Annotated in this window: 22 protein-coding genes; 12 read left to right on the top strand and 10 right to left on the bottom strand. The window is 74.2% G+C overall.

Annotation, left to right across the window (positions count from 1 at the left end):
* Nucleotides 1–56: 56 nt before the first annotated feature.
* Nucleotides 57–917: a helix-turn-helix transcriptional regulator gene (locus tag P2424_RS00560; RefSeq protein WP_276473828.1), complete on the bottom strand. Its 861-nt coding sequence runs from the start codon at nucleotides 915–917 to the stop codon at nucleotides 57–59.
* Nucleotides 918–1,081: 164 nt separating this feature from the next.
* Here P2424_RS00560 and P2424_RS00555 point away from each other — a divergent pair, with 164 nt between their 5' ends.
* A complete protein-coding gene (locus P2424_RS00555) occupies nucleotides 1,082–2,077 on the top strand; it encodes an aldo/keto reductase (protein WP_276473827.1) in 996 nt (331 codons plus the stop codon).
* A 335-nt stretch (nucleotides 2,078–2,412) separates the two neighbouring features.
* Here P2424_RS00555 and P2424_RS00550 read toward each other — a convergent pair whose 3' ends face one another.
* Nucleotides 2,413–4,353: an AfsR/SARP family transcriptional regulator gene (locus tag P2424_RS00550; RefSeq protein ID WP_276473826.1), complete on the bottom strand. Its 1,941-nt coding sequence runs from the start codon at nucleotides 4,351–4,353 to the stop codon at nucleotides 2,413–2,415.
* A 111-nt stretch (nucleotides 4,354–4,464) separates the two neighbouring features.
* Here P2424_RS00550 and P2424_RS00545 point away from each other — a divergent pair, with 111 nt between their 5' ends.
* Nucleotides 4,465–5,352 carry an alpha/beta fold hydrolase gene (locus P2424_RS00545; RefSeq protein WP_276473825.1) on the top strand — a complete coding sequence of 296 codons (888 nt, stop codon included), beginning with the start codon at nucleotides 4,465–4,467 and terminating at the stop codon, nucleotides 5,350–5,352.
* Nucleotides 5,353–5,453: 101 nt separating this feature from the next.
* On the opposite strand, the gene P2424_RS00540 is transcribed toward P2424_RS00545, so the two are convergent.
* Nucleotides 5,454–6,023: a TetR/AcrR family transcriptional regulator gene (locus P2424_RS00540; RefSeq protein ID WP_276473824.1), complete on the bottom strand. Its 570-nt coding sequence runs from the start codon at nucleotides 6,021–6,023 to the stop codon at nucleotides 5,454–5,456.
* Nucleotides 6,024–6,092: 69 nt separating this feature from the next.
* Here P2424_RS00540 and P2424_RS00535 point away from each other — a divergent pair, with 69 nt between their 5' ends.
* The gene (locus P2424_RS00535) at nucleotides 6,093–6,986 is read left to right on the top strand and encodes an NADP-dependent oxidoreductase (protein WP_276473823.1); all 894 of its coding nucleotides are present in this window, start codon (nucleotides 6,093–6,095) and stop codon (nucleotides 6,984–6,986) included.
* Nucleotides 6,987–7,092: 106 nt separating this feature from the next.
* Here P2424_RS00535 and P2424_RS00530 read toward each other — a convergent pair whose 3' ends face one another.
* Nucleotides 7,093–7,860: a DUF4232 domain-containing protein gene (locus P2424_RS00530; protein WP_276478772.1), complete on the bottom strand. Its 768-nt coding sequence runs from the start codon at nucleotides 7,858–7,860 to the stop codon at nucleotides 7,093–7,095.
* A 285-nt stretch (nucleotides 7,861–8,145) separates the two neighbouring features.
* On the bottom strand, nucleotides 8,146–9,135 hold the full coding sequence (locus P2424_RS00525) for a WYL domain-containing protein (RefSeq protein ID WP_276473822.1): 990 nt from the start codon (nucleotides 9,133–9,135) through the stop codon (nucleotides 8,146–8,148).
* Between the two features lie 103 nt (nucleotides 9,136–9,238).
* On the opposite strand from P2424_RS00525, the gene P2424_RS00520 reads away from it, so the two are divergent.
* Nucleotides 9,239–9,637 (top strand): VOC family protein, encoded by a 399-nt coding sequence (locus P2424_RS00520; protein ID WP_276473821.1) that lies wholly within the window; start codon nucleotides 9,239–9,241, stop codon nucleotides 9,635–9,637.
* Nucleotides 9,638–9,832: 195 nt separating this feature from the next.
* Here P2424_RS00520 and rpsN read toward each other — a convergent pair whose 3' ends face one another.
* Nucleotides 9,833–10,138: a 30S ribosomal protein S14 gene (rpsN, locus tag P2424_RS00515; protein ID WP_276473820.1), complete on the bottom strand. Its 306-nt coding sequence runs from the start codon at nucleotides 10,136–10,138 to the stop codon at nucleotides 9,833–9,835.
* Nucleotides 10,138–10,374, bottom strand: a complete 237-nt coding sequence (gene rpmB / locus P2424_RS00510) for a 50S ribosomal protein L28 (protein WP_276473819.1) — start codon at nucleotides 10,372–10,374, stop codon at nucleotides 10,138–10,140. The genes rpsN and rpmB overlap by 1 nt, the downstream gene beginning before the upstream one ends.
* Nucleotides 10,375–10,436: 62 nt before the next feature.
* On the opposite strand from rpmB, the gene rpmG reads away from it, so the two are divergent.
* The 5 genes from rpmG (at nucleotide 10,437) to P2424_RS00485 (ending at nucleotide 12,863) form a co-directional block, all read left to right on the top strand.
* Complete coding sequence (gene rpmG, locus P2424_RS00505) at nucleotides 10,437–10,601, top strand: 50S ribosomal protein L33 (RefSeq protein ID WP_276473818.1); 165 nt, start codon at nucleotides 10,437–10,439, stop codon at nucleotides 10,599–10,601.
* A gap of 43 nt (nucleotides 10,602–10,644) precedes the next feature.
* The gene (locus P2424_RS00500; RefSeq protein ID WP_276473817.1) at nucleotides 10,645–10,899 is read left to right on the top strand and encodes a type B 50S ribosomal protein L31; all 255 of its coding nucleotides are present in this window, start codon (nucleotides 10,645–10,647) and stop codon (nucleotides 10,897–10,899) included.
* Nucleotides 10,899–12,059: a GTP-binding protein gene (locus P2424_RS00495; RefSeq protein WP_276473816.1), complete on the top strand. Its 1,161-nt coding sequence runs from the start codon at nucleotides 10,899–10,901 to the stop codon at nucleotides 12,057–12,059. The genes P2424_RS00500 and P2424_RS00495 overlap by 1 nt, the downstream gene beginning before the upstream one ends.
* Nucleotides 12,060–12,114: 55 nt before the next feature.
* Entirely contained in the window at nucleotides 12,115–12,351 is a 237-nt protein-coding gene (rpsR, locus tag P2424_RS00490; RefSeq protein ID WP_276473815.1) for a 30S ribosomal protein S18, read from the top strand.
* Nucleotides 12,352–12,506: 155 nt separating this feature from the next.
* The gene (locus P2424_RS00485) at nucleotides 12,507–12,863 is read left to right on the top strand and encodes a nuclear transport factor 2 family protein (protein ID WP_276473814.1); all 357 of its coding nucleotides are present in this window, start codon (nucleotides 12,507–12,509) and stop codon (nucleotides 12,861–12,863) included.
* Between the two features lie 86 nt (nucleotides 12,864–12,949).
* Here P2424_RS00485 and P2424_RS00480 read toward each other — a convergent pair whose 3' ends face one another.
* Together P2424_RS00480 and P2424_RS00475 are read right to left on the bottom strand one after the other, a co-directional pair.
* Nucleotides 12,950–14,428: an aminotransferase class V-fold PLP-dependent enzyme gene (locus P2424_RS00480; RefSeq protein WP_276473813.1), complete on the bottom strand. Its 1,479-nt coding sequence runs from the start codon at nucleotides 14,426–14,428 to the stop codon at nucleotides 12,950–12,952.
* Nucleotides 14,418–15,842 (bottom strand): MFS transporter, encoded by a 1,425-nt coding sequence (locus tag P2424_RS00475; protein ID WP_276473812.1) that lies wholly within the window; start codon nucleotides 15,840–15,842, stop codon nucleotides 14,418–14,420. The genes P2424_RS00480 and P2424_RS00475 overlap by 11 nt, the downstream gene beginning before the upstream one ends.
* A 161-nt stretch (nucleotides 15,843–16,003) precedes the next feature.
* Here P2424_RS00475 and P2424_RS00470 point away from each other — a divergent pair, with 161 nt between their 5' ends.
* Nucleotides 16,004–18,802, top strand: coding sequence for a SpoIIE family protein phosphatase (locus P2424_RS00470; RefSeq protein WP_276473811.1), 2,799 nt, complete (start codon nucleotides 16,004–16,006; stop codon nucleotides 18,800–18,802).
* 116 nt (nucleotides 18,803–18,918) lie between these two features.
* Here the strand turns inward: P2424_RS00470 and P2424_RS00465 are convergent, their stop codons facing one another.
* Nucleotides 18,919–19,926 carry an NAD(P)/FAD-dependent oxidoreductase gene (locus P2424_RS00465; RefSeq protein ID WP_276473810.1) on the bottom strand — a complete coding sequence of 336 codons (1,008 nt, stop codon included), beginning with the start codon at nucleotides 19,924–19,926 and terminating at the stop codon, nucleotides 18,919–18,921.
* Between the two features lie 96 nt (nucleotides 19,927–20,022).
* On the opposite strand from P2424_RS00465, the gene P2424_RS00460 reads away from it, so the two are divergent.
* Both P2424_RS00460 and P2424_RS00455 read left to right on the top strand, forming a co-directional pair.
* Nucleotides 20,023–20,601, top strand: a complete 579-nt coding sequence (locus tag P2424_RS00460; RefSeq protein ID WP_276473809.1) for a helix-turn-helix transcriptional regulator — start codon at nucleotides 20,023–20,025, stop codon at nucleotides 20,599–20,601.
* Nucleotides 20,602–20,710: 109 nt separating this feature from the next.
* On the top strand, nucleotides 20,711–21,589 hold the full coding sequence (locus P2424_RS00455; protein WP_276473808.1) for a class I SAM-dependent methyltransferase: 879 nt from the start codon (nucleotides 20,711–20,713) through the stop codon (nucleotides 21,587–21,589).
* The last annotated feature ends 53 nt before the right edge of the window (nucleotides 21,590–21,642 follow it).

Below are 21,642 nucleotides of genomic sequence, written 5' to 3'. Positions count from 1 at the left end.
GCTGGGGCAGTGGTGTTGGGGATTCCGGATGCCCGCCCGGTGCGCGGGCGTCCGTCTCACCGGAGTGAGGAGCCCTCGGCCTGGGCGGGGAACGTCTCCGTACCGAGCACCGACAGCAGTTCCATCCGCTCGCGGGTCTCCGCGTCCGCCGGGGTGAGCACCAGCAACTGCTGCAGCCGGTCGGGGGTGACCAGGGTCTCGCAGTCCATCAGCAGCCGGCCCACCCGCGGATGGAGCAGGGTCTTGCGGTCGGCGCGCCGGACCGCGACCTCGTGCTCCGCCCACAGCCGCCGGAAGTGGTCGCTCGCCTCCCGCAGCCGATCGACCAGGCCGGTCACCGCGGGGTCCCCGGACCGGCGGCCGACGGACGCGCGCAGGTCCGCCACGAGCTGACGGGAGTGGTGTTCGTGCTCCTCGGGCGGATGGACCGCACGCACGGCGGGATCGGTGAACCAGCGGTGCACGAGGTAGCGGCTGTCACCGGAGTGGCGAGTGTGATCGCCCGTCAACAGGACGGCTGCCCGGTTCTGGGCCAGGACCTCACCCAGATCGGACAGCACCAGTGCCGGGGTGCTGCCGAGCAGGCCGAGCATCCGCACCAGGCCGGCCCGGGCCTGCCTGGCCGCCCTGTCGGCGGGCGCGGGCTGGTGCCCGGCCAGATGGAAGAGGTACTCGCGCTCGTCGTCGGACAGGCGCAGCGCCCGGGCCAGCGCCTCCAACAGCCCGGCCGAGGGCTGACTGCTGCGTCCCTGCTCGAGGCGGATCACATAGTCCACCGACATCCCGGCGAGTCCGGCCACCTCTTCCCGGCGCAGACCAGTGGTACGGCGCCGGGGCCCGACAGCGATGCCGACCTCGGCCGGATCGATCGTCGCGCGACGGTGGCGCAGGAAGGCGGCGAGCTGTTCGCGTTGCATGGCTCCATGGTCCTCTCGGCGGATGCGCCGATCCAGGGAGCGCCGCTCCCAGGATGCACGCTCCGCTCCCGCGAGCCGCGCTGCCGGAGCACAGTGGAAAGCCGATCGACGACGAACACGAGAACACGCGACGGACACGTCGAAGGCGACGAAGGGGAAGCCCGATGCAGACACGAACCCTGGGCAGTACCGGCCCGACCGTTTCCACGCTGGGCCTGGGGGCCATGGGCATGTCGGGCGCCTACGGTGCGGCCGACAGGGAGGAGAGCATCGCCACCGTGCACGCCGCGCTGGACGCAGGGGTCACACTGATCGACACCGGCGACTTCTACGGCATGGGACACAACGAACTGCTGCTCGCCGAGGCGCTGCGCGGCCGGGACCGGGACACCTACACACTGAGCGTCAAATTCGGCATGCTGCGCGGGCCCGGCGCGGGCTTCGGCGGATGCGACGCCCGGCCGGAGGCGGTGAAGAACTTCCTGGCCTACTCACTCACCCGGCTGGGCACCGACCACATCGACCTCTACCGCCCGGCCCGGCTGGACCCCTCCGTACCGATCGAGGAGACAGTGGGCGCGATCAAGGACATGGTCGACGCCGGATACGTACGGCACATCGGTCTCTCGGAGGTCGACGCGGCGACGGTCCGCCGGGCTCAGGCCGTGCATCCCATCGCCGACCTGCAGATCGAGTACTCGCTGATCTCCCGCGCGGTGGAGGCGGACATCCTGCCCACCCTGCGAGAGCTCGGCATCGGCCTGACCGCCTACGGCGTCCTCAGCCGCGGACTCATCTCCGGACACTGGTCCCCCGGCCGCACCGCGGGCCCCGGCGACATGCGCGGCTTCAGTCCCCGGTTCTCCACAGGCAACGTGGAACACAACCTCACCCTGGTGGAGGCGCTGCGCCGGGTCGCCGAGGCCAAGGGATGCAGCGTCGCGCAGTTGGCCATCGCCTGGGTGGCCGCCCGGGGCGAGGACATCGTGCCCCTGGCCGGCGCCCGCACCCGCGAGCGGCTCGCCGAAGCGCTCCCCGCGACGGAACTGACCCTGACCACGGAGGACCTCGCCGCCGTCGAGCGCGCCGTACCGCCGGGCGCCGCCCGCGGAGACCGGTACCCGTCCGCACTCATGGCCGGCCTCGGCACGGGCAACTGACCCCGGGCCGCGGTCCGGGGCCCGGCCCGGTCGGGCGACAGGCCCTGCTGCGCGCCATCCGTTCTCCGTGTGGCCGAGACGACACGGCCGTGCCCCCGACTTGTCGTGATCGTGTCCGCGACCGTGCGTCCGGGCAGTTCGCCCTCCACAGCACGAGCCACCCCTATGACTGCCGGACCCGGCGGACCGCCGCGTCCGGTACGGCGCATGTGGTCACGTGCACATACCCCGGGCCATGCCCCCCCTGGCAGCTGACCAGGTGGACCGGCTCCTGGCCCGGTCACCGCCGTTGGGCGCCGGGAGCGGTGGAGTGCTGGGCGACTTCCTGCAGAGCCTCATCCGGCACGGCCCGCGCACGCTTCGGCCTCCGCGAGGTAGCGCTCGACCGGGCCGAGGGTGAGCATGCCGCTGGCCGCGCCCGCCTGTTCGGTGCGGGCGCCGCGCAGCGCCGCCGCTGCGCGCTCGGCGGCGTCGGGCGCCTCCAGGCGGACGGCGGCGTGCGCTGTCAGGCACCAGAGCGCTTCCTGGAGGTGGTCGTACGGCGGCTCCGGGACGGTGGTGAGGGCCGCTCGGGCCTCCGCGGGGCGGTCCCGGGCGAGGAGCAGGAGCGGCGCAGCCCAGGGCAGGTAGGGGCCCCAGGCGAGCCGCGGGTCGGTGGGCGCTGGGCGGCCGTGCAGCAGGCGCAGACCCAGCAGCGCGAGCGGCAGCAGGCCGCGGTGCAGCCCCGGCATCCCTGCCGTGCGGAGGGCGTTGTCGGCTGCGCGGTAGGCGCCCGCGGCGGCCGCGGCGGTCGGCCCGTCGGGTGCGGTGCTCCGCTCTGCGGCGACCCGGGCCCGGAACCAGGCGGTGAGGACGGGGACCAGCGGGGCCTCGTGGACGGCGGCGACCTCTTCGGCGGCGGCCGCGTGCCCGGTGGCGCCGGCCAGGTCACCGACGGCCGAGTCGGACTGCATACGGATGAGCCGGCCCAGGATGGCGAAGGTCGGCAGCTCGTGCCGCGCGGCCAGCGCGACGAGTTCGGCGCCGATGGCATCCCGCCGCGCCGCGAGCCCCGGGCGCCCGAAGGACTGGAGGAAGACGCCGTTGAGCGCGAAGGCCAGCAGCGCGGGATCGTCCAGGTCCCGTGCGAGCGCCTCGGCCCGGTGCGCGGCCTCGTACCCGGCCCGCAACGCGGCCCCGCGCAGGTCGCCGCTGCGGCTCTCGACGGCGACGGTGGCCAGCAGCCGCGCCCGCAGCGCCGGCGGGCCGTCGGGCCCCAGCGCCCGGAGCGTGCGCTCGGCGAGCGCCACGACGCAGCGGCACTGTTCTGGGTCGTCGGCACGGCTCCAGATCGAGGGCACGTCGTAGGCGCCGACGACCCGGGCGGTCAGTTCGGCGTCCCCCGTCCGCTCGGCGGCCTTGGCGGCTGCGAGCCGGTCGCGCCGCGAGAGGACGAGCGCGTCGCTGCCCGCCAGGGCCAGGGTGCGGGCCAGTTCCGCGGTCGTCCGGGGGCCGAGCCGGGCAGCGGACCCGGAGCGGAGCTCGAGGGCCGGCTCCAGGGAAGCGGATCCCTCGAGGATGTCCGCCTCCAGCCGCCGCAGTTCGGTTCCGGGGTCGAGTCCCAGCTGTTCGACGAGCATCGTGCGGGCGCGGCGGAGCGTGGCCAGTGCGTCGGCCTGGCGCCCGTCCCGGTACAGGGCGCGCGCCAGCAGCGCCCAGGCCGCCTCGCGCCAGGGGTGCTCGTCGGTGTGCGCGCCGAGTTCGGCGACGAGTCCGCCGCTTGCGCCCGCGTCGAGGAGGAGACCGGCCCGGAGTTCGATTCCTTGCAGCCGCAACTCCTCCAGCCGGGCGCGCTCCCGCTGCGCCCAGGCGGCGTCGGGCAGGTCGGCGTAGGCCGGTCCGCGCCAGGAGGAGAGGACCTCGCCGAGTGCGGCGACCTCGCCGGGGGAGCGGCGGGCGCGTTCCAGGACGTCCTGGAACCGGTGCACGTCCACGGCCTCGCGCGGCAGCCGCAGTGCGTAGCCTGGGCCCTCCGTGACCAGGATCCGCGGCGGGGTGCGCGGTGGCCGGCCGGGCTCGACGGCACGGCGCAGGGCGGCGACGAAGGTGCGCAGCGCGCCCGGGCCGCGGGCCGGGGGCTCGGGCCACAGGTCCGCCACCAGGGTGTCGGTGGCCACCATCCGCCCCTCGGCGGCGACGAGCCGGGCGAGCACCTCCCGGTGCCGGGGCCCGCCCAGCGCGATCGGGGTGCCGTCGCCGCGCAGCGCCCGTACCGGGCCCAGTACATCGATCCGCATGCCTCCATCCTGCGCCCACCGGCTCGGCTCCGCCGCGCCGTACTGATCGGCTGCTCATCGGGCTGGCGCACCGTGGTCCGGTCAGACATCCGACCCGGGGAAAGGACCCGTATGACCCCCGCCCCGCCTGCCCTGCCCGGCTTCGACCACCTCCGCGTGCCAGGCGCGGAGGGCGTCGAGCTCTCCGTCGCCACCGGCGGCAGCGGCACCCCCGTGGTGCTGCTGCACGGCTTCCCGCAGACCCACCTGATGTGGCGGCACGTCGCCCCGCTGCTGGCCGCCGGGCACACGGTGATCTGCCCCGACCTGCGGGGCTACGGCGCCAGCGACAAGCCGGCGGCCGCGGATCCGGACGTGTACGCCAAGCGCACCATGGCCGCCGACATCGTCTCCGCCGCGGCGGCGCTGGGGCATGACCGGTTCGCGCTCGTCGGTCACGACCGCGGCGCGCTCGTCGCTTTCCGGGCCGGGCTGGACCACCCCGAGACCGTCACGCACCTCGGCGTCCTCGACGTGGTGCCGACGCTGGACATGTGGAACGTGCTGCAGGGGGTCTCGGCCGCGGTCGGCTACCACCTCTTCCTGATGGCCCAGCCGCCGGGACTGCCCGAGACGATGATCGCCAGCAGCGCCGGCGCGTTCTTCGGGTCCTTCCTCGACGCCTGGGCGAGGGACCGGGCGGCGATCCCGGATCCGGTGCGGAGCGCGTACCTGCGGGCGAGTGCCGCTGCGGTGCCCTCGATCGTGGCCGACTACCGGGCCTCCGCCGGTGTCGACGTCGACCACGACCAGGCGGACCTGGACGCCGGTTCCCAGCTCGCGATGCCCGTCACCGTCGTCCAGCAGGACTGGGGAGCGCGGCTCGGCTACGACGCAGCGCAGGTGTGGCAGGCCTGGGCCCCCGACCTCGACCACCGCCTCACCGGCGCGGGGCACTTCATGGCCGAGGAGGCTCCCGAGGAGATCGCGGAGGCGATCCGGGAGCTGCTGGCACGCTGACGGCGGACCGCGGACCGCCGCTCGTCCGTCCGGGCCCGCGCCCGGGCCCCGCGCGGCTGAGTTGCTCCACGGGTGGCCGGTTCGGGGCGTCCGACGGAAGGTCAGGTGACCGCCCAGGCCGCCTCGATCATCAGGAAGATCTCGTCCACGGCGGCCCGCGGGTCGGCCGACTCGCGGGCCAGGGAGTAGGCGTCGATCGTGAATCTTGCGAGCGTGCGGCAGGCCGTCGTGGTCCGGGCCAGGCCGGGGTCCGCGGCCATGGCCGCCGCCAGCGATTCGGCGTGGCGCAGCCTCATCGAGTCCTCGTACGCGCGCAGCGCGGGCGAGGAGTCGATCATGTGCCGGACCGGGGAGGCGCTGTCGGCCGTGCAGTGCCGCACCAGGGCGTGGATCTCCCGACGCAGGGCGGGGACGAGTGGCTCCTCGGGTGTCCGGTCGGTGACCGCCCGGACGAGGCGCTGTTCGAAGTCCGCGTCCTGCTCGAACACCAGCGCCTCTTTCGCGGCGAAGTGGGAGAAGAGCGTGGTGACGGCCACGTCGGCCTCGGCGGCGATCTCGCGGATCCCCACCGCGTCGTAGCCGCGTTCCAGAAAGAGCCGGAGGGCGGTGTCCGCGATCTTTCGGCGGGTCGCCGCCTTCTTGCGTTCGCGACGTCCGGGCGGCGTGGTCATGCGCTGAAGCTACCAGATGTGAAACACTAACCGTTCTATAAAACTAACCGTTAGTGCTATGTTTGGTCCATGAGAAAAGTGAGCTTCGCCGAGTTCGGTGGTCCGGAAGTGCTGCGTCTCGTGGACGCCGAGGAGCCCCATGCGGGCCCCGGCCAGGTGCGCGTCGCCGTGCGGGCTGCCGGTGTGAACCCCGTCGACTGGAGGATCCGGGAAGGGCAGATCCTCCAGGCCCATCCGATCGAACTGCCCGCCGGAGTCGGGCTGGACGCCGCCGGCGTGGTGGACGAGGTCGGTGAGGGTGTCGAAGACGTCGAGGCCGGAGACCCGGTGTTCGGTGAAGGGGCCAGCACCTACGCCGAGTTCGCCGTGCTCTCGGCCTGGGCCCGGATACCCGAGGGCCTGACCTTCGAGGAGGCGGCCGGATACCCGTCGGTGGTGGAGACCGCGCTGCGCGTCATCCGTGAGGTCGGGGTGCGGCCCGGGCAGACCCTGCTGGTCAGCGGCGCGTCCGGAGGAGTCGGCTCGGCCGTGCTGCAGATCGCCCGCGACCGCGGCATCGCGGTGATCGGCACGGCCGGGGCGGCGAACCAGGACTATCTGCGTGGCCTGGGTGCCGCCGCCGTGACGTATGGCGCGGGCTGGGCTGAGCGGGTCCGGCGACTCGGCCGGGTCGACGCGGCACTCGACCTCGCCGGTGCGGGCGTCCTGGCCGAACTCGTCGAGCTGACCGGGGATCCGCGGAAGGTCGTCTCCATCGCCGACCTCTCCGCACCGGAGTTCGGCGTCCGGTTCTCCGGGACGGCCGGGAGCGTCCCGGCGGCGCTGGCCGAGGCCGGCCGCCTCATCGCGCGGGGGAAGCTCCACATCCCGGTCGAGAAGTCCTACCCGTTGGCCGAGGCCGCGACGGCGCACATCGACAGCCAGGCCGGTCATACACGCGGGCGCCGGGTCCTGACCGTCTGAGCCGTCTGCGGCCCGGTCACCGCCCGGTTCGCCGGATCCGGGCGGCGCCGCCGGGCGGGCTCGCACGCTGCCCCGCAGCGCTCCCGTCCGGCGGCGCCCGGTGCCGTCACTTCCCGGCGCCGACGGGGCCGACCGTGACCCCGGACTCGGCGCTGTCGGAGACCGGCAGATTGAAGCTGATCGGCAGGGTCCGCGAACTGGTCTCGTTCGGCGGGGTGACCACGAGGCCGGTGACGTCCACGCCGCTGCCACCGGAGTCGTTCGGCGGGTAGTGCAGTGTGAAGCGCGTCGACTCACCGGGGCTGACGCGGACCGTCGGGGCGGCGACGCCGTTCCGGGCGGCGTTCATGGTGCCGGCCGCGCTCTGCAGGTCGACCCCGGGATATCCGTGCATCGTGCACGCCGTGGCGGTGATGTTCTCGAGGTTCACCAGCAGGCTGCCCCGGGCCATGCCGGGCGAGGTGCTGAAGTCGAGTCCGGAGGTCTTGCAGGGGCCGATCCCGGGCGCCCCGTCATCCGAGCCGCCCTGCCCTCCGGAGGAGCCCGCCCCCTCGCTCTTCCCCGAGGAACCGGACGTCTCCTTGCCGGAGTTCCCGCCGCCGCCGTCCCGGGTGCGGGGCGAGGAGGAGGGGGAGGCGCCGCTCTCCTTCCGCGAGCTGTCCTCGGACGAGTCGCCGGGCACGGGGGCCGCTTCGCCGGCCACCTTCTTGGGCGCGTCAGCCGCCTGTTCACCGCATCCGCTCAGCAGGGCCGCCGCGAGCCCCACCGCGAGCCCGGCCGCGAGTCGCGCGCCCCCGGTGCCGCGCGCCCTGCGGGATCCGCCCCCCGCGGCCTCTCGCGTCGCCCGCACCGCATGCTGCTCTCGTTCTCTCATCGCCGCCACGCCCTGATCATCCCATCGTGTGTCCCTGCCGGTTGCGGGGGAGTCACTGCCAGGACCGCCCCGCGCCGTACGAGTTCGATGACGGATGCCGGGGAAAAGTTCACAACGGGGCCCGTGCGACGGTCCGTTCCCACGCGGATCCGGCAACGGCCCGCCCCGGCCCGGCAACTCCCTGCGGCGCGCGGTCCGTTCCCGTCGGCAGCGTTCGCGGGCGACGGTCGCCATCCCGCCGTCGGGGCCCGGACACCGCCCGGCCGCGGCCGGGCGTCCTGGGGGTCAGGTGTTCCGCGCGCAGGCCGCGAGGCGGTCGGCCAGCGCCGTGACGAGCTCGCGCAGCTCTGCGGGGCGCTCGATGACGAACGGCCGGTCCAGTGAGGCGAGGACCGGAGGCAACCAGGCGAGTTCCGCCACCCGCAGCTCCACCCGCAGCCACCGCTCGGCCGACGGGTCGGCACCCTTCGCGGGCGGGGGCTCCGGCAGACGCGCGACCGAGGCGGGCAGACCCGCGCGGATCTGCTCCACGGTTCCGTGGATCCGCAGGGTCACCGCGTACTGGTATTCGGCTGTCGCGAAGCCGTCCAGTACGCGCTGCGCCGGATCGGTTCCGGCCGGGACCCCGAAAGAGCCGGGCAGGGGCCGGGCGCCCTCGATGCGGTCGAGGCGGAGGGTCCGGTCCTGCTCGGTTCCGGGGTCCCTGCCCGTGACGTACCACCGGCCCGCGTGGGCGACGATGCCGTAGGCGTGCAGGGTGCGCTCGCTGCGGCGGCCGTGGCGGTCGCGGTAGGCGATCGAGAGCGGCCGGCGGTGGCGTACCGCGTCGGCGACGGGCAGCAGGACCTCGGCGTCCGGCGTGGCGAACTCGCCGGGTGCGGAGGTGAAGGCGAGGGACTCCAGGACCGTGTCGAGTCTGCGGGCCACATGCCGGGGCAGCACCCTGCGCACCTTGGCCGCCGCGGTCTCGCCCGCGGTGCCCGCCGCTGTCGTCAACCCTGCCCGGCGTCCGGCGACCAGGCCGAGCAGCACGGCGAGGGCCTCGTCGTCACCGAGCATGAGCGGCGGCAACCGGTGCCCCGGCGCGAGCCGGTATCCGCCGTAGCGGCCCCCCACCGCCTCCACCGGCACGTCCAGGTCGATCAGATGACCCACATACCGCCGCACGGTGCGGCCGTCGACCCCGAGCCGGTCGGCGAGTTCGGCCACCGGCCGGACGCCGCCCGATTGCAGAAGTTCCAGGAGGGTCAGCACGCGCCCGGTGGGTCGGGACATGTCGGCAGCCTAGCGCGTATACCGGACCGATTCCGTCCGGCATCTGTCCTAGCGTGCGCAGCGCATCCACTCCACCGGCACTGCATCGACTTGGGAGAACACTGTGGACTTCGTCTCGATCCGCATCATCACCGGCGACATCGCGCGCCTCGTCGCCTTCTACGAGAGGGCCACCGGGGTGTCGGCGGCCTGGGCGACCGAGGACTTCGCCGAACTCGTCACCCCCAGGGCCACTTTGGCGATCGGCAGTACCCGCACCGTCCCGATGTTCGCACCGGACTCCGCCCATCCCGCGGCGAACCGCAGCGTGATCATCGAGTTCTTCGTCGAGGACGTGGACCGGGTGCGCGGCAACCTGAGTGGCCTGGTGGAGGAGTTCGTCGCCGGCCCCACCACCATGCCCTGGGGCAACCGGGCGCTGCTCTTCCGTGACCCCGACGGCAACCTCGTCAACTTCTTCACGCCGGTCACCCCGGCGGCCGTGGCGAAGTTCGCCCGCTGATCCGGAGCTCGGCCCCGCACCGCCGGCCCGCGTACGCCGCGGGCCGGCGGTGCGGGCGATCCGGCCGGGGGTGTCCATCGGGCACTGCCGATACCGACAGTGCGGGGCCGTGCGTTCTCTCTCTCGCCCCGCTGCGCGGGGTGAGGGGCGCCCGGGATGCGGGGGAGGCGCAGCGGGGCACCCCTCAGGCGGAGGTCACCAGGAGGACTTGGTGACTCCCGGGAGTTCGCCCGCGTGCGCCATCGCGCGCATACGGACGCGGGAGAGCCCGAAGGCTCGCAGGTGGCCGCGGGGACGGCCGTCGACGCCGTCCCGGTTGCGCACTCGCGTCGCACTGGCGTCCCGCGGCTGCCGCCGCAGTTCCCGGAGGGCGGCCGCGTAGTCGGCGGGCGTGGCGGCCGGGTCGCGGAGGATCTCCTTCAGCTCGGCCCGCCGCCGTGCGTACCGCGCGACGACCACCTTGCGCTTCTCGTTCTTGGCGATCTTGCTCTGCTTGGCCATCAGACCTTCCCTCCCCGTGCGCGGATCCGCGCGACGGCGGCCGCGACGCCGATCACGTCGACCGTCCGGATGCCCTTCGTGCTCAGCGTGAGGCGTACGTGACGGTTCTCACTCGCGAGCCAGTAGCGCTTGCGCTGGATGTTGGGGTCGAAGCGCCGGTTGGTGCGCCGATGCGAATGGGAGACGGACTTGCCGAACACCGGCTGTGCGCCGGTCAACTGGCAGTGGGCGGACACGGAAGACCCTTCTCTCGGTGAAGCGGACTTGGTAATGGTAACCATTTCCATATACTGACCGCATGGCACGCGACGAACTCCGCCCGATCATCAAGCTCACCTCCACCGCCGGAACCGGTCACACCTACGTGACCCGCAAGAACCGCCGCAACACCCCCGACCGCCTGACCCTGCGCAAGTACGACCCCGTCGTCCGCAGGCATGTCGACTTCCGCGAAACCCGCTGACCGCCGGCACACCCGGCACCGAGCCCAGAAGAAGGACATCGCTGTGCAGCCCGGAATCCACCCCCCGTACCGGCCCGTCGTCTTCCGCGACAAGAGCGCCGGCTTCGCCTTCCTCACCCGCTCCACCATGACCGGCGACGCGACCGTCGTATGGGAGGACGGCAACACCTACCCCGTCGTCGACGTCGAGATCTCCTCCGCGAGCCACCCCTTCCACACCGGTACCACCCGCGTCCTGGACACCGCGGGACGAGTGGAGCGGTTCGAACGCCGATACGGCCACCGGGAGACCCGCTGATGGCCGCCGACCGCACCCTTCCCGTGGTCCTGGTCGCCGGACTGCACGCCGAAGCGCGCGCCGAGGTCGTCCGGCGGCTGCTCGGCTCGATGCCCGGCAGCGTCGCCCTGCACCACGACCTCGCCGCCGGGCCGCAGGGCACGGTGCTGCGGACGGTGCGCGACCGCGACGGTCTGCGCAGCGCCTCCGAGGCCCCGCTGGTGAACGACTGTGCGTGCTGCGCACTCCGCGAGGACCTGATCCCGGAGCTGACCCGGCTGGCCGGCGACGGCACCACCCGCTGCGCCGTCGTCGAACTGTGGGACTCGGTGGAGCCCAAGGCCATGGCCGAGGTCGTCGCCGCGCACAGCCACGGCGTGCTGGAACTCACCGGCGTCATCACGGCGATCGACCCGGCCCTCGTGCTGCCCTTCCTCGCCAACGGCGACGATCTCGCCGAGGCCGGTCTCGCCGCGGCACCGTCCGACCGGCGCACCGTCGCCGACACCTGGGCCAGGCAGCTCGAATACGCCGCAGTGCTGGCACTCGTGGAGGACGAGGAGTGGCCCGCCGACGAGGAGGACCGGGCGCTGCTGGCCCAACTGCATCCCACGGCACGCCAGGTGGACGCCGCCTCGGGCGAACTGGCGGCGGCAGCCCTGGCGGGCTTCGACGCCGAGGCCGCCGCGGCCGCGCAGCACCCCGCGTGCGCGCTGCTGCCCCAGGCGGCTGACGAGGCGGGCGTCGCCACCTGCGTATGGCGCCGGGACCGCCCCTTCCACCCCGAACGGCTCTATCAGGCACTGGAGGAACTCACCTGCGCCGCCGCGCGCAGCCGCGGCCGCTTCTGGCTCGCCGACCGGCCCGACACCCTCCTGTCCTGGGACGCGGCGGGCGGGGCGCTGTGCGTCGAGGAGGTCGGCCCCTGGCTGGCCGCCCTGCCCGACGCCGCGTGGGAGATGGTGCCCCCGGTACGCCGCGCCGCCGCCGCCCTGGACTGGCACCCCGAACACGGCGACCGCTGCCAGCACCTCGTCTTCACCGCTCCCGGCCTGGACCGGGAGGGGTTGGCCGAGGTCCTGGAGTCCTGCCTGCTGACCGACACGGAGTTCGCCGCGGGGCGCGAGGCGTGGAAGGACCTCCCACCCGCCTTCGACGCTCTCCTCGACCCCGTTTCCTGACGTCCGCAAGCGCCCCGCAAGCCCCGGAATATCCCCGCAAGCAAAGGAACGCCCCATGGCTCAGCGCCCCGGCGCCCGCAAGGCCCGTACCCCCCGATCGAACCCGCTGGACGCGGCGGGCATCACCCGCGTCGACCACAAGGACACCGACCTGCTGCGCACGTTCCTCTCCGACCGCGGCAAGATCCGCTCCCGCCGCGTCACCCGCCTCACCGCCCAGCAGCAGCGGCAGGTGGCGCGCGCTGTCAAGACCGCCCGCGAGATGGCGCTCCTCCCGTACCCGACACGCTGACGGGCCCGCCGGCCCCGCTCCCGGGCCCGGGTGGCGGCGCCCCGGCCGGCGGCCCCGCTCCCGGGCCGGGAGCGCCGTTCGGGCGCTGCCGAGGCGTGTGGCGCAGCGGCGCTCGCGACCATATCCGACAGGTCATACCCTGCTACGTTTGCGATGTGATCATTGCTGATACCGAGAGTGCCCGGCGCGACGCGGAGCTGGTCCTCGACTTCTTCTCGACCGTGCTCTCGGGCGACCGCGACATCTCCGCCGTCCGGCGTTTCCTGGCACCGGACTTCGTCGACCACGACCCCGAGGGCGACCCCGGCAGGACGGGAGTCGCCGCGAAGCTGACCGCGCTGTGGAACGCCCGGCCCGCCGCGGTCTTCCGCCCGCACCAGGCGATCGCGGCGGGCGGCTATGTCGCCGTGCGGTCCACGCTCGAAGGCGGCGAGTGCCCGGTCCCGTTCGCCGACACCTACCGGGTCGCGGACGGCCGGATCACCGAGCACTGGCATGTGGTCGGCGCCTGAGCGCCGAGCCCCTGGTGCCCGGTCCGCGGGGGAGGACAGCCGGGCTCGCCGAGTACCGCCCCCGCACCACCGCACGCGAGCGGCCCTCACACCCTGAAGACGGTGCCGAGGAACTCCTTCAGCAGCCGTTCCTTGAGCGGCGCGGGCAGCGCGTCCAGGAGCATCAGGACGGGCGCCGTCCTGGCCGGAAGTCGCCCCTCGCCGTCCAGTCCGGCGTGGGCGAGCACGGACGCGGCCTCCCGTGGCCCGAGCAGGTCCGGATCCAGACCGGCGGTGAACTCGGCGAGCCCCGGGTCGACCGCCGCGCGCGGCAGCTGACGGGCCGTGCGGAGCGCGGCCGCGAGATCCCCGAGCAGGCCGTCCACCCGGTCGACGGTGGCCGGGGTGAGGGTGAGGTGCAGATTGGGCGGCATGCCCGCGTAGGAGAGCTGCGGTTGCAGGTACCAGCCGGCAGCCCGCATCTCATCGGCGGCATGCAGCACGAGCCCCGGATCCGGCTCCGCGTCGCTCGCCCCGCCGAGCACGGTGAACGCCACCACCCCCGCGACCGGTTCGCCCAGCACCCGCACCCCGTCGATGTCGCGCAGCCCCGCCAGCAGCCGCTCGGAGGCGTCCGCGACCCGGCCCGCCAGCGCGGTGTACCCCGCCTCGCCCACGTGCTGGAGCACCGCCCACGCCTGGGCCAGCAGACCGGCGGACTTCGTGCCCTGCGCCGTCGGGTTCACCACCGGGTACCCCGGCCAGGCCGCGTGCGCGAAGTACTGGTGGCGGCGCAGCTCCGCATCGGCGTAGAGGACGACGGAGGCCCCCTTGTCGGTGTACCCGTACTTGTGCAGGTCGACGGAGAGCGAGGTGACGCCGGGAACCGTGAGGTCGAACGCGGGTACCTGGTGCCCGGTGCCACGCAGCCAGGGCAGCAGCCACCCGCCGAGACAGGCGTCGACATGGCACAGCACGCCCCGCGCGGCCGCCGACGCGGCGATCTCGGCCACCGGATCCAGTACCCCGTGCGCGTACGACGGGGCGGAGGCCACCACCAGCACCGTGCGGTCGGTGAGCGCGGCGGCCATCGCGCCGGCATCGGCGCGGAAGGTGGCCGGGTCGACCGGAACCGGGACCGCCTCCAGCCCCAGATAGTGCGCGGCCTTGTGGAACGCGGCGTGCGCGGTGGCGGGCAGGACCAGCTGGGGCGCGGTGATCCCGCGCACCGCGCGGGCGTGGTCCCGGGCGGCCTTCACGGCGAGCAGGATGCTCTCGGTACCGCCGCTGGTGAACGTCCCCTGGGTGCCCGGTGCGCCCAGCAGCGCCGCGGCGGCGCGGACCACGTCGTTCTCCAGCCGTGCCACGCTGGGGAAGACGGTCGGGTCGAGGCCGTTGACGGTCGCGAACTCCGTGTAGGCGGTGGCCGCGAGATCGTCCACCTCAGCGCGCCCCGCGTCGTAGACGTAGGCGAAGGTGCGCCCGCCACGCGTGGGCGCGTCCGCCTCGCGCAGCGTCCGCAGCTCGGCGAGCACCTGCTGCGCGGACCGGCCCTCGGACGGCAGGCGGGTGGGGTCAGTCGGCACGGCCGGGCTCCTTCTGGGCGGATGCGGATGCGGATGCGGACGAGGCGGGGGCGGGCGCCGCGGGAACCGGCAGTGCTCCCGCCGCGTCGTCCTCCCGGTAACGGTGCAGCAGTGGCAGACTCGCCGCGGCACACACGGCGGGCAGCACACTCATGCCCAGCGTGATGGCCGTCAGCGCGGCGGCGGGCTGGGCGACGAACCGGTCGGCGTCCGAGGAGCGGAATCCGGTGACCGCCAGCAGCAGTGCGAACACCCCAGCGCCCAGGGCGAACGCCAGGGTCTCGGCCGCCGTCCAGAGCCCGGTGAAGGTCGCGGCCCGCCGTCTGCCGGTGCGCACGGCATCGGCGGCGAGCGTCTGCGCGAGCATCGTCAGCGGCAGCAGTTGCAGACCCGCGTAGGCGAGGCCCACCACCGCCGCGGCCCCGTGGCCGAATGCCCTGCCGGCCACCGGGGTGAGGCCCAGCAGCAGTGCCCCGGTGAGGAAGAGCAGCGAGGCGCACCACTGGGCCCGCTTCACCCCCCACCGGTTCGACAGCCGGGTCCACAGCGGCATCACCAGGACCAGCGGACCGATCAGACAGCCGAACAGCGAGGTGACCGCAGCGGCCGAGCCGATCGTGTAGGTGGCGAAGTACTGGACTCCGGCGAGCATCACCCCGACGGCCAGCGCCTGCAGCGTCCACATCCCCGCCAGGAAGCCGAAGGGCCGGTGTGAGCGCGCCGCGGCCAACTGGGCGCGCAGCGAGGGCTCGGCCCGGCTGCGGGCCACCGCCGGAGTCCGCGCCGTGCAGAACCAGGCGCCGAACATACCGAGCGCCAGCAGCGCCGCCACGACGGCGCCCATCGTCCGGTAGCTGCCCGGTCCGCCTCCGTCGCGGTGCGCGAGCGCCGGAGCCAGCGCCCCGGACAGCAGGATCGCCGCGCCGAGGAAGCCCACCCGCCAGCCCAGCAGCCGCCCCCGCTCTGCCGGGTCCTCCGTCATCTCGGCCGGCATCGTCACATACGGCACCTGGAAGACCGCGTAGGCGGTGGCGGCCAGCAGGAACAGCAGCGCCACGTAGCCCGCGGCCGCCGCCCCGCGCAGCGGCGGCGCGGCGAAGAGCAGCGCGAAGGCGGGCGGCAGCGTACAGGCGCCGATGAGTAGGAAGGGACGGCGCGGCCCGCCGCGCAGCTCGCTGCGATCCGAGGCGGCGCCCACCACCGGATTGACCAGAACGTCCCATGCCTTGGGCAGGAAGACCGTGGCACCCGCCACGGCGGCCGGAACGGCCAGCACATTGGTGAGGTAGTACAGCAGGATCAGTCCCGGCACGGTGGCGAAGGTGCCCGTGCACAGCGACCCCAGGCCGTACCCGACGCGCACCCGGCGCGGCAGGGGCACCGCCGTCGCGCCGCCCGCCCCCGTGACTGCCATGGCGCCGATCATCGGGGAGCGGCCGAGGCCCCGGCAAGAGGCGTGCAGCGCGCTGCACGGCCGCCGCGGAAGGCGCCGGCAGTGGTCCGCGGACGCGGCCGGCGGGACACCAGTGGGACACAGGGGCCCTGGGGGACGGGGTGCGGTGTTAGGAATGAGTCATGAAGCTGCCTCTCCGCCGCCCCGGGAACCGGCCGGCGCGGCCCGCCACCCGCTCCGCGGACAAGGGCCGTTCGCTGCTCCGCCTGCGCAGCGCGGCCGGTCAGGTGTTCGTGCTGCAGGTCGTCCTGGTGCTGCTGCTGGTCGCGGCGGCGGTGGCGGCCCAGGTCGTACAGGCCCAGCGGGACGCCACGAGCCGGGCCCGCGAGAAGTCGGTCGCGGTGGCCCAGGCGTTCGCGCACGCCCCGGGGGTGGCGGAGGCGATGCGGGGACCGCATCCGGCCAGGGAGCTGCAGCCGCGGACCGAGGCGGCCCGCAAGGACGCCGGTGTCGACTTCATCGTGCTCATGAGCCGGAAGGGGATCCGCTACACCCAGCCCAATCCGTCGCTGATCGGGAAGAAGTTCGTCGGCACGATCGAACCCTCGCTCCGCGGCCGCACCACGGTGGAGCGGGTCACCGGTCCCCGTACCGGCGGGGACACCAACGTCGTCCAAGCCGTCGTGCCCGTCCGGGACTCCGACGGCACCATCGTCGGCCTGTCGTCGGCGGGCCTGGCGGTACGCAACGTCGCGGGTATGACCGACCAGCAGCTGCCGATCATCCTCGGTGCGGGCGGCGTCGCCCTCGTGGCCGTCATCGGCGGGACGGCCCTGGTCTCCAGGAGGCTGCTGCGCCAGACGCACGGCCTCGGGCCCGCGGAGATGACGCGGATGTACGAGCACCACGACGCCGTGCTGCACGCGGTGCGGGAGGGCGTGCTCATCCTCGACGCCGACGGGCGTCTCGTGCTGGCCAACGACGAGGCCCGCCGGCTGCTGGATCTGCCTCCCGGCACCGAGCGGCGGCACGTGGGCGAACTGGACCTGGCCGAGGGCATCGCACGGCTGCTGGTGTCGGGTGAGCCGGTCACCGACGAGGTGCTGCTGTCCGGGGACCGGCTGCTGGCGGTGAACATACGTCCCACCTCCCGGCACGGGGGAGCGCTCGGCAGCGTGGTGACGCTGCGTGACACCACGGAGCTGTCCGCCGTGTCGGGCCGTGCCCAGGTGGCGCGGGAGAGGCTGAAGCTGCTGTACGAGTCGGGGGTGCGGATCGGCACCACGCTGGATGTGGCCCGCACGGCGCGGGAGCTGGCCCAGGTGGCGGTGCCCGGGTTCGCCGACCTGGCAGCCGTCGACCTGCTGGACGAGGTGGTGCGCGGCCAGGAACCCGCGCCGCAGGCACAGCGCCGGGTGCGCCGGGTGGCGGTCGGCGAACGGCCCGAGGGGCTCCCGCTGTACGAGGTCGGGGAGGCGATCGTCTTCCGGCCCGGTTCGCCGCAGGCCCGCGCGCTCGACGCGGAGCGGGCGGTACTGGAGGCGGATCTGCACCACGCCGAGGAGTGGCTGCGGCACGACCCGGAGCGCGCGCGGCGGACGCTGGAGTTCGGCGTGCATTCACTGATCACCGTCCCGCTGCGGGCCAGGGGAGTGGTTCTGGGCATCGCGCACTTCTGGCGCAGCGGCGACTCGCCGGCCTTCGACGAGGACGATGTCTCCTTCTCCGAGGAGTTGGCGACCCGGGCCGCCGTGGCCATCGACAACGCGCGTCGCTACACCCGCGAGCACGCCATGGCCGTGACCTTGCAGCGCAGCCTGCTGCCGCGCGGGCTGCCCAAGCAGGCGGCCCTGGAAGCGGCCTGGCGCTATGTGCCCGCGGAGGCGGGTGTGGGCGGTGACTGGTTCGACGTCATCCCGCTGTCCGGCACCCGGGTCGCGCTGGTCGTCGGCGACGTGGTGGGGCACGGGCTGCACGCGGCCGCGACGATGGGGCGGCTGCGCACCGCCGTGCACAACTTCTCCACCCTGGACCTGCCCCCGGACGAACTGCTCGCCCACCTGGACGAGCTGGTGGCCCGCATCGACGACGAGGAGAGCGACGCCGACCCGAGCGGGCGGCAGTACGAGGGGGTGGCCGGAGCGACCTGCCTGTACGCCGTATACGACCCGGTGACGGGCTCCTGCACCCTCGCCCGCGCCGGACACCACTGTCCCGCGGTGGTGTACCCGGACGGCACGGTCAGCTACGCGGACGTGCCCGCCTCCCCGCCGCTCGGTCTGGGAGGCCACCCCTTCGAGACCACGGAGCTGCACCTGCCCGAGGGCGCCCAGCTCGTCCTGTACACCGACGGCCTGGTCGAGAGCCGGGACCGGGACATCGACACCGGTCTGGAGATCCTCCGCTCCGTCCTGGAGGAGACCGCGGGCGCCGGCCCGGACGAGGCGGCCCGCGCGGTCGCCGGTTCGGTCATGCCGGCCCACCCGTCCGACGACGTCGCCCTGCTGGTGGCCCGCATCCGCAGGCTCGCCCCGGACCAGGTCGCCAAGTGGCAGGTGGATCCCGACCCGGCCGCCGTCGCGCCGGTACGCGCCGAGTGCGCGGCGCGGCTGCGCGAGTGGGGCCTGGAGGAGATCGGGCACACGACCGAGCTGATCCTCAGCGAACTGATCACCAACGCCATCCGCTACGGGAAGGAGCCGATCCAGGTCCGCCTCCTGCACGACGAGGACAGCCTCATCTGCGAGGTCTCCGACGGCAGCGGAACCTCCCCGCACCTGCGCCGCGCCTCGACCACCGATGAGGGCGGCCGCGGTCTCTTCCTCGTCGCCCAGTTCGCCCAGCGCTGGGGCACTCGCTACATTCCCGGCGGCAAGGTCATCTGGACCGAGCAGCAGTTGCGCGACGGCGGCTCCGCGCGCCTCGCCGAGCAACTGCCGGCCGATGCGCTGCTGGACCAGTTCGACGACGGGGGCTGGTGACGCGCCGGCTTCGGCTTCCCGCTGTAGAACGACGGTTCGGCCGCCGGCGCGGCGCGCCCGCCCGGCCCGTGGGGGAGCGGGGCCGTGACCGGCCGTCGGCGCCGCCGCGCGCGCCGTCAGGCCGCGGCGGTGCCCGTCCCGGCCGCTGCGAGGGCGGCCTCCGTGTCGGCGGTCGCCAGGTCGGCGTTGATGCGGGCGCCCGCCAGCGCGCCCGCCGCGGCGGAGGCACCCACCTGGGCGGTCGGATCGGCGGCGTTGCCCGCCACCCACACTCCGGGCACTGCGGTGCTTCCGGCCGCGTCCGCGGTGAACCGGCGGCCCATCCCCTCGGGCAGGTCCTCCATCGGCAGGCCCAGACCGGTCAGGCCCTCGGTGCGGGCGCGCATCGAGGTCGCGACCGCGAGCACCCGGCGGGCCACCACCTGGCCGTCCGCCAGCCGCACCCCGGCGATGCCGCCGTCGCCGTCCGGCACGACCTGCTCGACCGGGCTGTCGACGACCCGGATGCCGCGGGCGTCGAACCGCGCGCGGGTGTCCGGGTCCAGCCCGGTGCCACGGGTGAAGTAGGCCAGGTCTGCGGTCAGCTGGCGGAAGAGCAGCGCGTGGTGGAGGGAGGCCGGACCGGTGGCGAGGACGCCGACCGGTTCGTCGCGCACCTCCCAGCCGTGGCAGTACGGGCAGTGCACCACGCTCCGTCCCCAGTGCTCCGCGAGGCCGGGGACGTCGGGCAGCACGTCCCGCAGCCCGGTGGCCACCAGCAGCCGGCGTGCCGTCAGCGTGCGGCCGTCGGCCAGGGTGACGGTGAAGCGCGGGTCGCCCGCGGCGGACGGCTCGGCCGGTTCGGCGCGGGACACCTCGCCGGGCGCCAGCACGCCGCCGTAGCGGCGCACCTCCTCCCGGCCCCGTGCCGAGAGCTCGGCGGGCGGCACGCCGTCCAGGCCGAGCAGGCCGTGCACTCCCTCGGCAGGGGCGTTGCGGGGGGTGCCGCTGTCGATCACGACGACCGAGCGGCGGGAGCGGGCGAGCATCAGGGCACCGTTCAGTCCCGCGGCGCCGCCGCCGATCACCACTGTGTCGACGGTCTCTCCCGGGAGCGGGCCGCCCCCGGCAGTCGTTCCAGGCATGGCGCGTGCCCTCCTTCAGGGTCGGGGCCCGACCGCTCCGGGCCCGCTGTGCACGACGCTAACCAGGCGTTGCATGCATGGCATAGCATTTTGCCCATGACGCAAGACAATGGCGCGCTGGACAGCTTGGTACGCAAACGCATCCGGGCGATGCGGGTGGCGCAGGGCTGGTCCCTGGAGGAACTGGCCACCCGCGCCCGGCTGAGTCAGTCCACGCTCAGCCGCATCGAGAACGGCCGTCGACGGCTGGCCCTGGACACCCTCGTCACCCTCGCCCGAGCCCTGGACACCACCCTGGACCAGTTGGTGGAGACCGCCTCCGACGACGTCGTCACCAGCCCGATCGTCGACGGCGCGCACGGGATGCTGCAGTGGCCGCTCAAGAGCGACCCGGGCGTGACCGTCGTGCGCCAGCGGATGACCGAGCCGCCTCCCGGCAACCCCGCACGGATGCGCGCGCACCCCGGACGTGAATGGCTGGTCGTGCTCTCCGGTACCGCGGTCCTGCTGCTGGGAGACCGCCGCCTGCGGGTCGAGACCAACCAGGCCGCGGAGTTCCCCACCATGCTGCCGCACGCCATCGGAGCGGACGGCGGCCCCTGCGAGGTCCTGGGAATCTTCGACCGGGACGCCCGCCGGGGCCACCAGCGGGAGAGGGGTGAGCGCGACGCATAACGCCGGCCGGGCGCGGCGGCCTTGCGCGTCCGGCAGCTCTCGAGGTCATCGCCTTGCACATTCGGAAAGACTTCGCGTCGTATCTGCATGGCCGTCCTAGCGTGGCCGTATGCCGCACACCCACGCGTCCGCGCCCCGTCAGGGCGCCTCCGACGCCCATCAGCCCCAGGACCACGACCAGGCCGAGCTTCTCGACCTGGACGCGGAGGTCCTCGCCGAACACCTCGCGACCATCACCGCCTGGCTGCCCGTCCAAGCGCCGGCCGCGCCCCCGCGCCGGATCGCGGACCTCGGCTGCGGCACCGGAGCCGGCACCTTCGCCCTCCTCGACCGCTTCCCCGACGCCCACGTCACGGCCGTCGACTCCTCCTCCGAGCACCTGCGACGCCTCCGGGAGAAGGCCCGCGCCCAGGGTGTGACGGAGCGTGTGCACCCGGTGCGCGCCGACCTGGACGACGCCGACTGGCCCGATCTGGGGACTCCGGACCTGGTGTGGGCCTCCGCCTCGATGCACCACATGGCCCACCCCGAGCGCGCACTGCGCCGGATCCACGACGCCCTGCCGCCCGGCGGGCTGTTCGCCGTGGTCGAACCGGCGGGCTTTCCCCGCTTCCTGCCGCCCGACGCGCCCGAGGACCGGCCCGGCCTGGAAGAGCGCTGCCACGCGGCGAACGACCGGTACCACGCCGCGCACCTGCCCCACCGCGGCGCCGACTGGGGGCCGCGGCTGACCGCCGCCGGGTTCTCCCTGGACGGGCAGCGCACCCTTGAGGTGAACATCGCCGGCTCCCGCGACGAGGCCGTCGCCGCCTACGCGCTGAGCAGCCTGCGCCGCATGCGCGGCAGCCTCGCCGACGCGCTCCCGGCCGAGGACCTCGCCGCGCTCGACCGGCTGCTGGACACCGGCGGCCCGGACAGCATCGCGCGCCGTCACGACCTCGCGGTGCGCACCGTACGCACCGTCTGGGCAGCGCGGCGCGGCGACTGAACCGGCAGGCCCGGCCACGCCGTTCGACCCTGGTCGTCCCCCACCGCATCTCC

It is taken from the genome of Streptomyces sp. WMMB303 (assembly GCF_029351045.1).
GTDB lineage: Bacteria > Actinomycetota > Actinomycetes > Streptomycetales > Streptomycetaceae > Streptomyces.
Note: the sequence above shows the minus strand (reverse complement) of the source record. Positions and strands in the feature narration are given on the sequence as shown.

Excerpts from the sequence above, each read along its gene's own strand:
- P2424_RS00560 (WP_276473828.1), bottom strand. The coding sequence starts at position 917 with ATGCAACGCGAACAGCTCGCCGCCTTCCTGCGCCACCGTCGCGCGACG.
- P2424_RS00555 (WP_276473827.1), top strand. The coding sequence starts at position 1,082 with ATGCAGACACGAACCCTGGGCAGTACCGGCCCGACCGTTTCCACGCTG.
- P2424_RS00550 (WP_276473826.1), bottom strand. The coding sequence starts at position 4,353 with ATGCGGATCGATGTACTGGGCCCGGTACGGGCGCTGCGCGGCGACGGC.
- P2424_RS00545 (WP_276473825.1), top strand. The coding sequence starts at position 4,465 with ATGACCCCCGCCCCGCCTGCCCTGCCCGGCTTCGACCACCTCCGCGTG.
- P2424_RS00540 (WP_276473824.1), bottom strand. The coding sequence starts at position 6,023 with ATGACCACGCCGCCCGGACGTCGCGAACGCAAGAAGGCGGCGACCCGC.
- P2424_RS00535 (WP_276473823.1), top strand. The coding sequence starts at position 6,093 with ATGAGAAAAGTGAGCTTCGCCGAGTTCGGTGGTCCGGAAGTGCTGCGT.
- P2424_RS00530 (WP_276478772.1), bottom strand. The coding sequence starts at position 7,860 with ATGAGAGAACGAGAGCAGCATGCGGTGCGGGCGACGCGAGAGGCCGCG.
- P2424_RS00525 (WP_276473822.1), bottom strand. The coding sequence starts at position 9,135 with ATGTCCCGACCCACCGGGCGCGTGCTGACCCTCCTGGAACTTCTGCAA.
- rpsN (WP_276473820.1), bottom strand. The coding sequence starts at position 10,138 with ATGGCCAAGCAGAGCAAGATCGCCAAGAACGAGAAGCGCAAGGTGGTC.
- rpmG (WP_276473818.1), top strand. The coding sequence starts at position 10,437 with ATGGCACGCGACGAACTCCGCCCGATCATCAAGCTCACCTCCACCGCC.
- P2424_RS00495 (WP_276473816.1), top strand. The coding sequence starts at position 10,899 with ATGGCCGCCGACCGCACCCTTCCCGTGGTCCTGGTCGCCGGACTGCAC.
- rpsR (WP_276473815.1), top strand. The coding sequence starts at position 12,115 with ATGGCTCAGCGCCCCGGCGCCCGCAAGGCCCGTACCCCCCGATCGAAC.
- P2424_RS00475 (WP_276473812.1), bottom strand. The coding sequence starts at position 15,842 with ATGGCAGTCACGGGGGCGGGCGGCGCGACGGCGGTGCCCCTGCCGCGC.
- P2424_RS00470 (WP_276473811.1), top strand. The coding sequence starts at position 16,004 with ATGAAGCTGCCTCTCCGCCGCCCCGGGAACCGGCCGGCGCGGCCCGCC.
- P2424_RS00465 (WP_276473810.1), bottom strand. The coding sequence starts at position 19,926 with ATGCCTGGAACGACTGCCGGGGGCGGCCCGCTCCCGGGAGAGACCGTC.
- P2424_RS00460 (WP_276473809.1), top strand. The coding sequence starts at position 20,023 with ATGACGCAAGACAATGGCGCGCTGGACAGCTTGGTACGCAAACGCATC.
- P2424_RS00455 (WP_276473808.1), top strand. The coding sequence starts at position 20,711 with ATGCCGCACACCCACGCGTCCGCGCCCCGTCAGGGCGCCTCCGACGCC.